This is a genomic window from bacterium (assembly GCA_020440705.1).
Classification (GTDB): Bacteria; Krumholzibacteriota; Krumholzibacteriia; order LZORAL124-64-63; family LZORAL124-64-63; genus JAGRNP01.
This window is the reverse complement of the sequence record JAGRNP010000103.1, coordinates 1-14,136: the sequence shown is the minus strand read 5'-3', so window position 1 is coordinate 14,136 and position 14,136 is coordinate 1. Positions and strand designations below refer to the sequence as shown.

13 protein-coding genes are annotated in these 14,136 nt (G+C 71.2%); 6 read left to right on the top strand and 7 right to left on the bottom strand.

What is annotated here, in order from left to right; genetic code table 11:
• From KDM41_13875 to KDM41_13865, 3 genes are all read right to left on the bottom strand, one after another.
• Positions 1-638 (bottom strand): hypothetical protein (locus tag KDM41_13875; GenBank protein ID MCB1184513.1); only part of this gene is annotated, 638 nt, incomplete at its 3' end.
• Entirely contained in the window at positions 635-1,546 is a 912-nt protein-coding gene (locus tag KDM41_13870) for a DUF58 domain-containing protein (GenBank protein ID MCB1184512.1), read from the bottom strand. The genes KDM41_13875 and KDM41_13870, both read right to left, overlap by 4 nt.
• 5 nt (positions 1,547-1,551) lie before the next feature.
• Positions 1,552-2,538, bottom strand: a complete 987-nt coding sequence (locus KDM41_13865; protein MCB1184511.1) for an AAA family ATPase — start codon at positions 2,536-2,538, stop codon at positions 1,552-1,554.
• Between the two features lie 299 nt (positions 2,539-2,837).
• Between KDM41_13865 and KDM41_13860 the strand changes: the two genes are divergently transcribed.
• From KDM41_13860 to KDM41_13850, 3 genes are read left to right on the top strand one after another with little or no spacing between them, the layout of a single operon-like run.
• Positions 2,838-3,119, top strand: coding sequence for a DUF507 family protein (locus tag KDM41_13860; GenBank protein MCB1184510.1), 282 nt, complete (start codon positions 2,838-2,840; stop codon positions 3,117-3,119).
• Between the two features lie 50 nt (positions 3,120-3,169).
• Entirely contained in the window at positions 3,170-3,454 is a 285-nt protein-coding gene (locus KDM41_13855) for a DUF507 family protein (protein MCB1184509.1), read from the top strand.
• A 31-nt stretch (positions 3,455-3,485) separates the two neighbouring features.
• Positions 3,486-4,736, top strand: a complete 1,251-nt coding sequence (locus KDM41_13850) for a glycosyltransferase (protein MCB1184508.1) — start codon at positions 3,486-3,488, stop codon at positions 4,734-4,736.
• Positions 4,737-4,785: 49 nt separating this feature from the next.
• On the opposite strand, the gene KDM41_13845 is transcribed toward KDM41_13850, so the two are convergent.
• The 4 genes from KDM41_13845 to KDM41_13830 all read right to left on the bottom strand — a co-directional run bounded on the left by KDM41_13845 (position 4,786) and on the right by KDM41_13830 (position 8,845).
• Positions 4,786-5,403: a class II aldolase/adducin family protein gene (locus tag KDM41_13845; GenBank protein ID MCB1184507.1), complete on the bottom strand. Its 618-nt coding sequence runs from the start codon at positions 5,401-5,403 to the stop codon at positions 4,786-4,788.
• 14 nt (positions 5,404-5,417) lie between these two features.
• A complete protein-coding gene (locus KDM41_13840) occupies positions 5,418-6,824 on the bottom strand; it encodes a PD40 domain-containing protein (GenBank protein MCB1184506.1) in 1,407 nt (468 codons plus the stop codon).
• A gap of 150 nt (positions 6,825-6,974) precedes the next feature.
• Entirely contained in the window at positions 6,975-7,889 is a 915-nt protein-coding gene (locus KDM41_13835) for an energy transducer TonB (protein MCB1184505.1), read from the bottom strand.
• On the bottom strand, positions 7,886-8,845 hold the full coding sequence (locus tag KDM41_13830) for a tetratricopeptide repeat protein (GenBank protein ID MCB1184504.1): 960 nt from the start codon (positions 8,843-8,845) through the stop codon (positions 7,886-7,888). The genes KDM41_13835 and KDM41_13830 overlap by 4 nt, the downstream gene beginning before the upstream one ends.
• A 255-nt stretch (positions 8,846-9,100) precedes the next feature.
• Here KDM41_13830 and KDM41_13825 point away from each other — a divergent pair, with 255 nt between their 5' ends.
• From KDM41_13825 to KDM41_13815, 3 genes are all read left to right on the top strand, one after another.
• On the top strand, positions 9,101-10,927 hold the full coding sequence (locus KDM41_13825; protein MCB1184503.1) for a hypothetical protein: 1,827 nt from the start codon (positions 9,101-9,103) through the stop codon (positions 10,925-10,927).
• 56 nt (positions 10,928-10,983) lie between these two features.
• Positions 10,984-12,699, top strand: a complete 1,716-nt coding sequence (locus KDM41_13820) for an HDOD domain-containing protein (GenBank protein MCB1184502.1) — start codon at positions 10,984-10,986, stop codon at positions 12,697-12,699.
• A 162-nt stretch (positions 12,700-12,861) separates the two neighbouring features.
• Positions 12,862-14,070, top strand: a complete 1,209-nt coding sequence (locus tag KDM41_13815; protein MCB1184501.1) for a S1 RNA-binding domain-containing protein — start codon at positions 12,862-12,864, stop codon at positions 14,068-14,070.
• Positions 14,071-14,136 lie beyond the last annotated feature (66 nt).

Here is a 14,136-nt window from a genome sequence, read left to right as displayed (position 1 = left end):
AGCCACAGCAGGAGGGCCAGCAGCAGCACGCCGGCGAGCAGGGCCACCAGGGTCCAGGGTCGCCAGCGCAGCGGGCGCGGCTGCCGGATGGTCGCCGTCTGCTCGGCGTCGGCGGTCTGGCCCCGCACGGTGATGACGCCGGAGACGTCGTCACCCCAGGCGACGCGCAGGGGCTCGCGCCGGAAGACGCGGTACGAACGCACGACGCGCTCGCCGGCGGCGGGCGGCAGCTCGTCCAACGACGGCAGACCGGTGTCGCGCCCCAGCAGGCGCGCCAGCAGTCCGGCGCGCGGCGTCGGCGCCGGCTCGAGCCAGGTGCCGTCGCTCGCCGGGGCCGGCAGGTCGGCCGTGGCCGTCCCGGCCGGATAGTCCCAGACCAGATGCAGCAGACCCCCGAAGTCGAGCGAGTCCTGGACCGCGTGCACCGCCGTGGGCGCGGGCAGGGAATCCGGCACCGTGAAGGCGATGACGGCGGTGTCCGGCGCCGACGGTGCCGCCATGGGCGGGGGGCCGGATGGATCCGGGGGCGGCAACCGGTGGCCCGGCGGCACCTGGGCCAGGGCCGGCGCGAGCGTGCCGGCGACGCCGGCCAGAAGCACCGCGGCCCAGGCCGCGCGGACGGTCCGGTGCCCGCTCATCGGCGCGACCTCCGGCCCCGTCGGCCCTCGCGGGCCAGGAAGAAGCGGCGCAGCGGATCGACGTAGGACCCGGTCACGTCGATGTCGACGGTGTCGATGCCGCGTCCGGCCAGCAGGCGCGAAAGCGCCCCGTCGTGGGCGGCCACCCGCGCGGCCAACCGGCTGCCCGTGGCCGCCGCCCCGGTGTCGATCATGACCTCGCGCCCGGTCTCGGCGTCGACCCACTGGACGAGCCCCACATCCGGCAGGGCCGTCTCGCGCGGATCGCGCACGCGCACCGCCACCACGTCGTGGCGCCGGCCGAGCACCGAAAGGCTCGTGCTGAAGTCGCCGCACCAGAAGTCGGAGACGAGGAAGACCGTCGCCTTGCGCTTGAGCACCGAGCCGAGCAGGCGCAGCGGCTCGTTCAGGTCGGTGCCGCGGCCCTCCGGCGCGAAGGTGAGCAGCTCGCGGATGAGGCGCAGCACGTGGCTCTTGCCCTTGGCCGGCGGGATGAACTTCTCGACCCGGTCGCTGAAGAGCACCAGGCCCACCTTGTCCTTGTTGGCGATGGCGCTGAAGGCCAGCACGCCGCACAGCTCGGCCGCGACCTCGACCTTGTTGCGTTCGCCCGAGCCGAACCAGCCGCTGCGGCTCATGTCCACGGCGAGCATCACCGTCAGCTCGCGCTCCTCCTCGAACAGCTTGACGAAGGGGTCGCCCGTGCGCGCCGTCACATTCCAGTCGATGGTGCGCACGTCGTCGCCGGGCGAGTACTCGCGCACCTCGCGGAACTCCATGCCCGTGCCCTTGAACACCGAGTGGTACTCGCCCGAGAAGACCTCTTCGACGAGGCGTCGCGTGCGGATCTCGATGCGCCTGACCGCGGCCAGGATCTCCGGCGGGATGGATGTGCGGCGGCGTTCCATGGGGCCTAGGGAACCTCGATGTTGTCCAGCAGCGCCGAGACGATGTCGTCGCTCTTGAGGTTCTCGGCCTCGGCCTCGTAGGTGACCAGGATGCGGTGGCGCAGCACGTCGTGGCCGACGGCCTTGACATCCTCGGGGATCACGAAGGCGCGCCCCTTGAGCAGCGCCCGGGCCCGCGCCAGCTGCGTCAGGGCCAGGGTGGCCCGCGGCGAGGCGCCCCACGAGATCAGCGGCGCGAGGTCGAGGCCGGCCGCCTCGGGGTCGCGGGAGGCGAAGACGATGTCCAGGATGTAGTCCTTGATCTTGTCGTCGATGAAGACCGTGTTCACGGCCTGCCGCATCTCGGCGATGGCCGCCGGGTCGAGCACGCGGTCGACGGACGGCAGGGCGCGGCCCGCCATGCGGTCGAGGATGACGCGCTCCTCGTCCTTGGTCGGGTAGCCGATGTTCAGCTTCAGCAGGAAGCGGTCGACCTGGGCCTCGGGCAGGGGATACGTGCCCTCCTGCTCGATGGGGTTCTGCGTCGCGAGGACGAGGAACGGATCGGCCATGGGGAAAGTCTCGCCGCCGATGGTGACCTGACGTTCCTGCATGGCCTCGAGCAGCGCGCTCTGGACCTTGGCCGGCGCGCGGTTGATCTCGTCGGCCAGGATGATGTTGGCGAAGACCGGCCCGCGCTTGACGGTGAACTCCCCCGTCTCGCGGTTGTAGATCGTGGTGCCGGTGATGTCGGCCGGCAGCAGGTCCGGCGTGAACTGGATGCGCTTGAATTCGGCGTCGACCGTGCGGGCCAGCGTGCTGACGGCGAGGGTCTTGGCCAGGCCGGGCACGCCTTCGAGCAGGATGTGGCCGCCGGTGACGAGGCCCAGCAGGAGCCCCTCCATCATGGCGTCCTGGCCCACGATGACCTTGCCGGTCTCGGCGAGCACCGCCGCCAGGCGCCCGGACAGTTCCTCGGCGCGCACCTTGTCGAGAGATTGGTAATCGGACATGATGACCTTTCGGACCTGGCGCCCCGGCGCCAGCGGATGGAACCGGCCGCGAAACCGGCGAAACAACCGCGAGTGATACGAGAAACGGCCCCGTTGGTTCCAAGAGGATCCGGCCCGGCGCGCGGCCCCGGGCACGCGGCGCGACACCGGCCGGCGGACCGGGACGCCGACCAAGATACGGGACCCGTTTTTTCTTGCCAACCCCTTAGAAAAGGCTTTCAATAACCGGCAACAAGCCCGATCCGCAACAGACGCCGACGGCGCGGCCCCGATCCGCGCCGTTTCCGCCGGAGGCCCCCGTGAGGCTGAGCAAGAACAAGATCGAATACCTCTCGGACAAGCTGCTGCAGATGATGCAGGAGCATCCGAACATCCACCCGAGCCACGACGTCGACCTGGTGACGCGTTGCATCGACGACGTGGTGTTCGAGAACATGCGCGCCGAGGACGACATCGACGCCGAGGTGGAGCGGCTCGTCGACCAGAACAAGAACGAGATCTCGGCCATGGACATGGACGTGGGCGCCCTGCGCATGAAGCTGAAACGCGAACTCGCCCGCAAGAAGGGCTTCACCCTCTAGGCCCCGTTTGTCCGGGTCCCGCCGGACGTGCCCGAAAGGCCACCGAAGACATGCGACTGACCGAGGAACGCATCGCCGTCATCGCCCGCGAGATCTGCGAGCGCCTGCTCGACGAGGAACTGGTGGACCTCGAGATCGGCGAGAACGACTTCGTCCACCTGGTCGAGGGCCTGATCATCCGCGACCTGAAGATCGAGGACGAGATCGACGAGCAGGCCACCGCCTTCGTGCTGAAGAACAAGCCGAACGTCGAAGAAGGCTCGACCGAATGGGAGATCGAGCTCGAGCGCAAGAAGGAAGAGTTCTCCATCGCCCGCGGCTACGTCTCCTACTAGTCGCCCGCCCCCAACCGGAGATTCCAGACCCGTGAAGGTCCTCGTGCTCACCCCGTACCTGCCCCATCGCCGGGTCGGGCACGGCGGCGGCACCGCGGTGCGCGATCTCGTCACCTGGCTGGCCCGGCGCCACGAAGTCATGGTGGTGGCGCTGGTGCGACCCGGCGAGGAGGACCTCCTGGACGAGGTGCGCGCCCTCGGCGTCGCGGTGCGGGGCCTGCCGTTCCTCGACGCCACCGCCCGGGGCCTGGCCAGGGTGCGCCTCGCGGGGCGGCGCATCGCATCCCTGACCCGATCCCTCTCATCAGGTTATCCCTTGTATGTCGAGAAATACTCTCCCCGCCTTCTCGGGGCATCGCTGGCGGCGGCGGTGGCCGAGTTCGAACCCGATGCGATCCAGGTCGAGTACCTGCAGCTGGCGCTCCTGGTGCGGGAAATGCGACGCCGGCGCGACGCGGACGGCCGCGCGGCGCCGCGCCTGATCCTCAACAGCCACGAACTGGGCAGCGTGCCCCGCGAGCGCCGGGCCGCGCGGGCGACCGACCCTGTGACCCGGGCCCTCGCCCGCGACGAGGCCGCCCGCTGGCGCCGCCTGCAGGTGGACGCCTCGAACTGGGCCGACGCCACCCTGTGCGTCACCCCGGAAGACCGCGCCCTCTACGAGGCCATGGGCGGGCAACGGCTCCTCACGGTGCCCCTCGGCATGGATCTCGAGGCCATCCGGGTCGATTGGGCGCCGGGCAGCCGGGACGGGCGGGAGACCCACCTCTTCGTCGGGTCGTTCGGCCATCGTCCCAACGTGCTGGCGGCCGACTTCCTGCTCGACGAGGTGTGGATGCGGGTGCGGGCCGCCCGGCCCGACGCCGTGCTCGTCCTGGCCGGGCGCGGATCCGACCGCTACCTGGCGACGCGGGGTCCGGTCGCCGGGGTCGAGGCCCTCGGCTACGTCGACGACCTGACGCCCCACTTCCGCACCGCCCGCCTCTTCCTCGCTCCCCTGCCCGAGGGCGGCGGCATCAAGATCAAGGTGCTCGAAGCCATGGCCCGCGGCGTGCCGGTGGTCACGACGCCGGTCGGCGCCGAAGGCATCGCCACGGCCGCGGACGACGTGCTCACCATCACCGGCTGCGATCGCAGCTTCGCCGCGGCGGTGCTCGCCGACGCCGCCGACACGGCCGCCTGCCGCCGCCGGGCCGAACGGGCCCGCCGCCACATGGAAGAGAACTTCAGCTGGGAAAGCATCACCGCACGCCTGACGGAGATCTACGCCGCCGGGTCGTGACCGTCCGTTTGCGCGTTGGCGTGGTCGGGAGGGGCGCAGCCGCGGGCCGCTAGCCGCGCCGCAGCTTCTCGAGGGTCGCGGCGTCGACGGGACTGCGCCCGGCCGCCGCTTCGGCCAGCAGCGTCACCTGGGCGAGACGCTCGACGGTCTCGAGTCGGGCGAAGGCCCCTGCCAGATCGGCACCGTAGGCCACGACCCCATGGTTGCCCATCAGCACCGCGTGGTGGCCCGCGAGGAAGGGCCGCACCGTGGCCGCCAGGGCCTCGGTGCCCGGCTCGGCCCGGGGCGCCAGGGGCACGCGCGGGAGCAGCGCGGCGGTCTCGGTCAGGAGGGAGCCGTCGAGGTCGCGCCCGACGGCGGCGAAGGCCGTGGCCCAGGGGCAGTGGGCGTGGCAGACGGCGCCGACGTCGGACCGCGCGAGGTAGATCTCCCGGTGCAGGGGCCATTCGCTCGTGGGGCGCCCCCGGGCCGTGCGCCCCTGCAGGTCGACCTCGACAAGATCCTGCACGCGCAGATCGCCCTTGCGGCGGCCGGCCGGGGTCACCAGAAAACAGTGGCCGCCGACACGAACCGAGAGGTTCCCTTCGGCGGCCACGACGTAGCCACGTTCCTGCATCATGCGGCCGGTGGCCGCCAACTCCCGGCGCAGCACGACGAGGTTCGCCATGGCCGGGCCGTCCCCTACGGACGGTAGATGTAGATGTGCGACATGACGCCCTCGAAGAACTCGAGCTGACGCCGCTCCTCGGACGCCGCCTCGCGCAGCTGGACCTCGGTCAGGTCCGGCTCCTCCACGACGAGGCGCTGATAGGCTTCCTCCTCGAGGCGATTGAGCATCTCCGTGGGGAAACCCAGGGCACTGCTCAGCAGCATGCGGCCATCCGGCATGATCGACGGATCGGCCTCGTCGGACCGGGTGAAGTAGTGGATCACCGGATCGAGGCTGCCGTCGGCCGGGATGCGCCAGACGTTGCGGTCGTGCAGCGTGATCGACGGGGCGCGCCGCGTCGAGATGAAGTAGACGTTGCGGCCGTCGTTGGAATACACCGGATTCGAGTTGAAGATGCCCGAGATGGGATCGCCCGGACTGACGGCCGTGAAGGTGAGCCGTTTGAGGTTCCGGTCCAGGGGCATCGTGCCGGCGTCCAGGCCGGTCGTGTCGAAATCGATGGTGAAGAGCTCGGTGCCCGCACCCGTGCCGGCGCCGGAGACATCCATGCCGCCGGAGAAGATGATCTTCCGGCCATCGGGCGAGAAGCGCGGGTTCTCCAGGCGCGAGTACTCGTTGGTGAGCGGGAAGAACGTCGTGTCGTAGCCGAAGTTGTCGCCGGCGGTGTTCATGTCCAGGGCCCACAGGGCGGTGCCGGTGCAGGTCTCGAACGAGTCGACCAGGGCGCACGAGGAGCGCGTGAAGACGAGCCAGCGGCCCATGGCCAGGCCGGCCGGCGAGAGGGTCGGCTCCAGGTGCTGGGAGAACGGCGGCGCCGGCGACTCGAAGAAGTCCTCGGGCTCCATGAACAGGGGCACGAAGGGCGCCAGGTCGGGATTCGAGATGTCGACGCGGAACAGCCGGTAGTTGTCGGCCAGGTACTCCTGGGAGCGCAGGCAGAAGATGACCGACTGGTCGTCCTCCCAGAGAGGGTAGGCCTTGTCGTCGTCGAGGGCCTGGGCGATGTACTGGGGCCGCCCCTTGTACCACACGTTGTTCTGGGGGAAGAGGCGGATCAGCGTCGCCCCCTGGTCGGCCAGGCTGCTGGTGGGCTCGGTGCCCTCCTGGATCGGAATCACCACGAGCTGACGGTACGAGGTGTACAGCTCGTCCCCGGGATCGCGGGGGTCCGAAGGCATGGCCTTCCAGTCGGCCGAGAACAGGATCTGCGATCCGTCCGGCGAGAGGCTCGCGTTCAGGTAGTGGAATCCGTCGCTCGACGTGTCCGTGGTGACCATGACCAGATCGCCGCAGCTGTGGTTGCCGCAGGTGGTCAGGGTCTCGGACGGGTCCTCTTTGCTCGTGCAGCCGACCACGACCAGGATGGCCAGCAGGGCGACGTAGGGCAGCAGCAGGAAGCGCTTGCGCGTCCACTTCATGTTCGGATGAACCTCCGGCGGGGGTTGGGAGTGGTCGGCCCGGGCCGGGACGGGCCCCGGGCAGCGCCCGGTACCGGTCCGGGCGCGTCGCCGACCGTGATAGGGAAAAATAAGGCAATCCGGTGCTTCAAATCAACCGGCAGTTCGGGTTTACGGGTCCAGATGGAACGCCGTGGTGACCCGCAACCACGACCAGACGGCGTATTTCCCCACACTCGCAGGCTCGTAGCGCCCCTGGCGCAGACTGGTCCAGGCGGCCGCCGTCAGGGCCGCCCCGGGGCTCTCGACCGCCACGTACTGGCGGACCTCGCCCGCCGGGCTGAGCAGCAGGTCGAGCACCACGTCCCCCCCCAGGCCCTTCGCCACCGCCGCCTGCGGGTAGATCGGCGCCGGACCGCCGCCCAGGTACCGCGGCGGGTGCTGGTAGAGCTGCTGGTACATCTGCAGGATGCGGAAACTGCGGCCGCCGGTGCACTTGGTGTGACCCACGGCGACGAGAGAGTCGGCGGCGGCCTGGTCGCCGGCGGTGCGCGCCGCGTCGGCCAGCAGGTACTCGATCGCGGCGTCGTCCGGCCGCCCGGCCCGCGCCTCTTCCAGCAGGGCGCGCGCCCGCCCCAGCAGCCGGGGCTTGTTGCGCGCGTAGCTGCCCACGTCGGCGGCGGGGCCTTCGACGGGCAGGAGGTCCGGATCGCCCTGGCCCGCCAGCAGGTACAGCTGGCCCAGGGTGAGCAGCATCAGGGGGTGGCGGAGTCCGGCCTGCAGGCCCAGTTCGAGTTCGATCATGCCGTCGGAGCCGGAGCCGTCGCGGAAGTACTCCGAGCTCAGCCCCAGGTAGCGCTCGACGCGCGGCGGCACGTCGACGTCGATGTCGTCGCGGCAGCGGGCCAGGCGGTGCTCGCGGAAAGGCCCGTCCGGCGCCGGGGTCTCGTGCAGGAGGTTCGCCGCGGGGGGCGCGGCGACCGGGTCGGGGGCGGGCGCGGGCGGCGGCGCGCAGGCCGCCAGGACGACCAGCGGCAGAAGCCGGGCGACACGGCGGGCGCAGCGGACGGACGGCGATGCGATCACGGATTCTCCTTCGGCGGGGGCGGATTCTCCGCCCGGGTGGGATCGAGTCGGCGCACCCGCTCCCACTCGGCGCGGGCCTCGTCGTGGCGGCCGAGGGCCGTCAGGACGACGACCCGGTTGTTCCGGTGCACCACGGCGTCCGGCGCCAGGGCGATGGCGCGATCGACGGCCCGCAGCGCGTCGTCCCAGGCCGCGGCCCCGATCAGGTTCAGGGCGACCGTCCCCCAGAAGCGGTCGTCGCCCGCGACGGCCCGCGGCACGCGTTCCGGGTTCGCTGCGAGCCCCGCAGCCACCTCCCGGGTGGTCGGCAGGTCGGCCAGCCGCCCCTCGGCCTCCACGAGCAGGCGCCATTCGTCGGCCGGTCGCCGCTCCGCTTCGCCGGTCCCGATCAGGGCGACCACGGCGGAGTCCTGGCCCGCGGCGACCAGGGCCGCCAGCAGGGTCCTTCGATGCTCCGGCGAAGGGTTCCTCGCCTGGATGCGCTGCAGGTAGGGCACCGCCGCCGCCGGCTCCCCCGCCAGCAGATGGTACGACGCGAGGGGTTCGTCGGTGGCCGGACACCCGCCGCACAGCTCCCGTGCGGTGTGGAGTTCGCGCCCGGCCCGACGCAGGTCGCGGAAGGCCAGCAGCATCTGGCCGTACTCCCGTCGCAGCTCCGGATCGGCGGGATCCAGTTCGACCGCCACCTGGTATTCGCTCAGGGCCCGCCCCCGGCGGTCGAGCTGCAGCAGCGCAGCCCCGAGGTTGCGGTGGTGGACCGCGTCGCGGGGCAGGTGGCGGACGATGTCCTCGAGGTGGGGCAGCGCCGCCGCGGCCTCGCCGGAGGCCAGCAGGGCCAGCCCCAGGCGTCCGGTGACCTGCCATCCGTAGACCGGATCGTCTCCGACACGGGCGGACAGGCGGCGGGCCTCCGCCACGGCCGCCGTGGGGACCCCCGCCTGCAGCAGGCTGTCCACCCGCGCCAGACCGGCGCGCGCGGTGGCGTGGACGTCTTCCCGGACGGCCCCGCGTACCGGGCCCGCAGCCGCCAGAACGGCCCCGGCCAGCGCCAGCGCCAGCGCCCGGCGGAGGCCTTCACATTGACGCCATCCCCTGGATGTGATAATATCCAAAATCATCTTCCGATACGTTTCTTTCGAAACGTGAATGCGGCCCAACGGCCCCCCATCGCCCCGTGGCGCCGGATTCCGCGTCCGGCAGGAGAATGGTCCGTGGACATCTCGCCCCCTCCGCGTCCCGCCCGGACCAACCCGGTTGCCGGGACCGGGTTCCCGCTGCGGCTGCGTGCGGTCCTGGCCGGGCTGGCCCTGGCCCTCGCGGCCGTCTGGGGCCCACCGGCGGCGGCTCTCGTCCGCTTCGATTTCGAGCAGGCCTACTATGTCCATCCGGAGCGTCAGGTCTGGGACTTCAGTATCATCCGGGCCGACGGGATCTACCACATCTTTTATCACTCGATCCACGAGCAGACGCCCCACGCCTCGGCCGCCGACACCCTCTGGCAGGCGACGAGTCCGGACCTCAGGCACTGGTCGGCGCCGCAGGCGATCCTCACCTCGGGCCTGGGCGCGTGGGACGCCGGTGCGGTCTGGGCGCCCGATGTCTTCCGTGACGAGGCCAACAAGCGCTGGATGATCGCCTACACGGGGGCCGACGCGACCTTCAACCAGAGCATCGGCTTCGCCACGAGCGACGACCTGCAGGGGTGGACGCCGGTCGTCGACAACCCCCGCCTGACGCCCGGCCCCTTCAACTGGGTGAACCAGGACTCGACCTGGCAGGACTTCCGGGATCCCTTCGTCTATCGCCAGGACGATCGCTGGCACCTGCTGCTGACCGCGCGCAGCAGCGGCGCCGGCCTGCCGGGCGTCGTCCACCACGCCGTGTCGACCGATCTGGTCTGGTGGACCGATCTGGATCCGCTCTTCACGAACGACGGTCCCACGCCGGGCAAGGTGCTGGAGAGCTGCCAGTACCGGATCATCGGCAGCACCCACAACCTGCTGTTCGGCGAGTTCGGCGACATCGGGGTGTCGCTGATCTCGGCCGCCGATCCCGCCGACTGGACCATGGCCGATCGCGTCTACCTCGACGGCGGCTTCGCGCCCGAGGTCGACCAGTTCGATCCGGGCGTGTGGCTCTTCTCGCGGCTCGCGAACTTCTACCAGCCCGACGGCGCGACCATCTCCTATGTGGTGCGCACGGACACCCTGGTGACCGACGCGGCCGGGGCCATCGTCGACGTGCACCGCCCCCACCCCATGGCGGCCGAGTGGACGCTGCTGCAGGGCTCGGCGAACCTCGCCAATCCGACCTTCGGCGACAACCCGGTGTGGCGCGGGGAGCCTTCGGTGGGACTGGTCGGCAACGGGTACTACGGCAGCGCCGAATACTACCGGGGGCCCCTGTCCGAGTGGGGGGCGCCGGGGCTGCGCCTGGGTGACGGGGCGATCGGCGTCGCCGAGAGCATCCGCTTCCCGATCACCGGCGACCGCATGACCCTGCTGGTGGGCGGGGGCTACCATCCGGTCACCTGCTACGTGGCCCTCGTCGACGACGCCGACGACGCGATCCTGCACCTGGCCACGGGCAACGGCAACGACACCATGAGCCCGGTCGAGTGGGACCTCACGCCGTACCAGGGCCGCATGTGCTACATCCAGATCCGGGATGCGGAGACCGGCGCCCAGGGGCACATCAACGTGGACGAGATCGTCGAGGTCACCGACCCCGCAGCGGTGGCCGAACAGCCGGGCCGGGCCCGCGTGCTCAGCCATCGGGCGGCGCCCAACCCCTTCAATCCGCTGGTGCGCATCTCCTTCTCCCTCGCCGCGGACCAGGTCTGCGAGATTCTCGTGTGGGATGTGGCCGGACGCGAGGTGTGGCGCAGCGGTCCCCGGTCGGGCCGGTCCGGGCCCAACGTCATCGCCTGGGACGGCCGCGACGCCGCCGGTCGTCCCGCGGCCGCCGGCACCTACGTCTACGCCATCGCCCTGGACGGGGTCCCGCGGGCGAGCGGCAAGGTCGCGCTGGTCAAGTAGCGGCGACCCGCTGAAGATTTCCTTAAATCCTTGCCCACCAAGCCGATTCCTAGGCCATGGAGACGAACACGAAATACTTCGTGACGGAACTCGTCGGCGAGGTGGGCACCCTGCCGTCCCTGGCCGCCCAGGTCGTCCGGCTCACCTCCGACCCGGAGTGTGATCTCGGGGAACTGACCCGGGTGATCATGAGCGACAACGTGCTCTCGCTGCGCTTCCTCGCCCTGGCCAACAGCGCGGCCTTCGCCCAGGGCCAGGAGGTGAAGAACCTGCGCGGGGCCCTCGTGCGCCTGGGCATCCGGCGGGTCCGCAACGTGGCCCTGCTGATGGGCATGCACGACATGGCGCCGGACGCGGACGCCGGACGCGGCCTCGACATGGGCGAGTTCTGGAAGCACTGCCTGGCCGTGGCCAGCTGCTCCCAGGGCCTGGCCTGGCAGCGGGGCACCGCCAATCCCGAGGACGCCTGGCTGGCCGGCATCCTGCACGGGCTCGGCGTCACGATCCTGGCCCAGCGCACGGGCACCGAGTTCGCGGCGGTGGTCGATTTCGCGCGGCAGCGGCGCACCACCCTGGTCGAGGCCGAGATGCGTGTCCTCGACTTCCATCACGGGGAGCTGGGCGGACGCCTGCTGCGCGAGTGGAAGCTGCCCCGCGTCTTCGCCGACACGGTCGAATTCTACCCCGAGGACTACGTGGCCGGCGAGGTCGACGCCGAGGCCGTCGCCCTGATCACCGAGCTGCGCGACGCCATCGAGATCGCCCGCGCCATCGGCTTCGGCGACAGCGGCGACCGCACGCCGCGGGCCCGGCTGGACGACCTGGCGCCGCGGCTGGGGCTGGCCGGTCCGGCGCTCGAGGCCCTCGCGGCCAAGGTCGACCGCGAGGTGCAGGACATGGCCCGCGTAGTCGGCATCACCCTGCCGGACAACCTCTTCGCCCAGTCCCTGGCGGCCTCCCAGCAGGCTGCCGCGCGGGTGGGCCTCGAGGGTTTCAACGACACGCTGGTCAAGGAGGAGCTCCAGGCGGAGCTGGCCGCCGCGCGCTCCATCCAGCAGCAGCTGCTGCCCCAGGCCGTGCCCCAGGTGCCGGGCTATCAGGTGGCCGCCGTCAACGTTCCCAGCCGGTCGGTCAGCGGCGACACCTACGACTTCCTCACCCTCCGCGGCGGGGCCACGGCGCTGGTGGTGGCCGACATCTCGGGCAAGGGCACGCCCGCGGCCCTGCTGGCCAGCACCCTGCAGGCCAGCCTGCGGGCCCTGGCGCTGGTCATGGACGATCCCGGCGACCTGCTGGCGGCCGCCAACCGCGCCCTCTACGCGAGCACCGACCCGGAACGCTTCGCCACGGTCTTCCTGGCGGTGCTCGAACCCGGGGGCGGCGCCCTGCGCTACGCCAGCGCCGGCCACAATCCGCCCCTGCTGCGCCACGGCAATGGCCGTCAGGAGTGGCTGCCGCCGGCCGGCACCCCCCTGGGCATGCTGCCCGAGATGGAGTACCCCGTCACCCGGGTCACCCTGGGCCCGGACGACGTCCTCGTCGTGTACACCGACGGCGTGACCGAGGCCACCGACAGCCGCGAGGCGGAATTCGCCGAGTCGGGCCTGCTCGAGATCGTCGTCACCCGGGCCCACACCCCGCCAGCGGTCATCATCGACGCGGTGGTGCAGGCGGTTCACGCCCATGTCGGCGATGGCGCCGCCCCGGCCCCGGACCAGCCTCCGCCCGACGCGGGCGACGACCTGACCCTCGTCGTGGTCAAGACCGTCTGAACCGCCGGCGCCACGAATTTGCGGATTCCGAGTATGGGAAAAATGCGGCAGTTATGGTATAGTGCGGACAGGCCCCACCGCCCGACCGCACGCCGCCCCGGCGCGGCGACCGCGTGCGGAAGGGGCGGTTTTGTCCCAGACCCTTGAGAACAGGACCCGGAAATGACCTTCGACCAGAACGAGAACCCCGCCCCGAACGCCCCCGAAACCAGCGAGACCCCGGAGACGGCGACCCCGGCAGCGGCCGCGTCGGAAGCGTCGGCCGACGGAGCGGCGCCCATCAACGAGTCCGAGGATTCCGGCGAATTCGCGGCCCTGCTCGATTCCGGCCCGGGCGCGGCCCTCGCCGACGCCAAGGTCGGCGACAAGGTGACGGGCACCATCGTGCAGATCGGCGACGACGACGCCTTCGTCGATTGCGGCCTGCGCAACGAGTTGCCGATGGCGGTCGAGGAACTCAAGGACGAGAGCGGCGAACTGAAGCACCAGGTCGGCGACCAGGTCACCGGCCACATCGCCAAGGGCAAGGACGGCGGCCTGAAGCTCACCCTGGCCATCAACCTGCGCGAGGCGGGACGGGCGGCCCTGCAGCAGGCCTACGAGGCGGGCACTCCCGTCGAGGGCAAGGTCGGCGACACCAACAAGGGCGGGTTCTCCATCGATCTCGGCGGCGTCCGGGCCTTCTGCCCGTTCAGCCAGATCGACGTGCGCCGGGCCGACGACCCGTCGGTCTTCGTGGGCCGCACCCTGAAGTTCAAGATCCTCGAACTGTCCGAGGACGGGCGCAACGTCGTCGTCTCGCGCCGGGCGATCCTCCAGTCGGCGCGCGAGTCCCAGGCGCGCGACACCCGCGACACCCTCGGCCTCGGCGACGCCCTCGAAGGCGTCGTGACCCGCCTGGTCCCGTTCGGCGCCTTCATCGACATCGGCGGCGTCGAGGGCCTCGTCCACATCTCGCAGATCTCCCACCAGCGCGTGGGCGACCCCTCGGAGGTGCTGAAGGAGGGCCAGACCGTGCGGGTCAAGGTGCTCGAGATCCAGAATCTGGGCCAGGGCCGCTCCGAGCGGATCAGCCTGTCCATCAAGGCGCTGGCGTCGGACCCGTGGCCCGAAGCGGCCTCGACCATGGAGCCGGGCGCGGACGTCGACGGCACGGTCACGCGTCTGGTCGACTTCGGCGTCTTCGTCGAGCTGAGGCCGGGCGTCGAGGGCCTGATCCACATCTCCGAGCTGGCCAACCGGCGCATCATCCATCCGCGCGAGGTCCTGAACGAGGGCGAGCCCATCACGGTGCGCGTCCTGGACATCGACCTCTCGCGGCGCCGCATCTCGCTCTCCCGCCGGCAGGCTGCCGACTACGACGGCGATTGAGGCACCTGCTCGCGGACCGCACGGACGAGGGCGCCCTCCCCGCGGAGGGCGCCCTCGTCTGGCGTC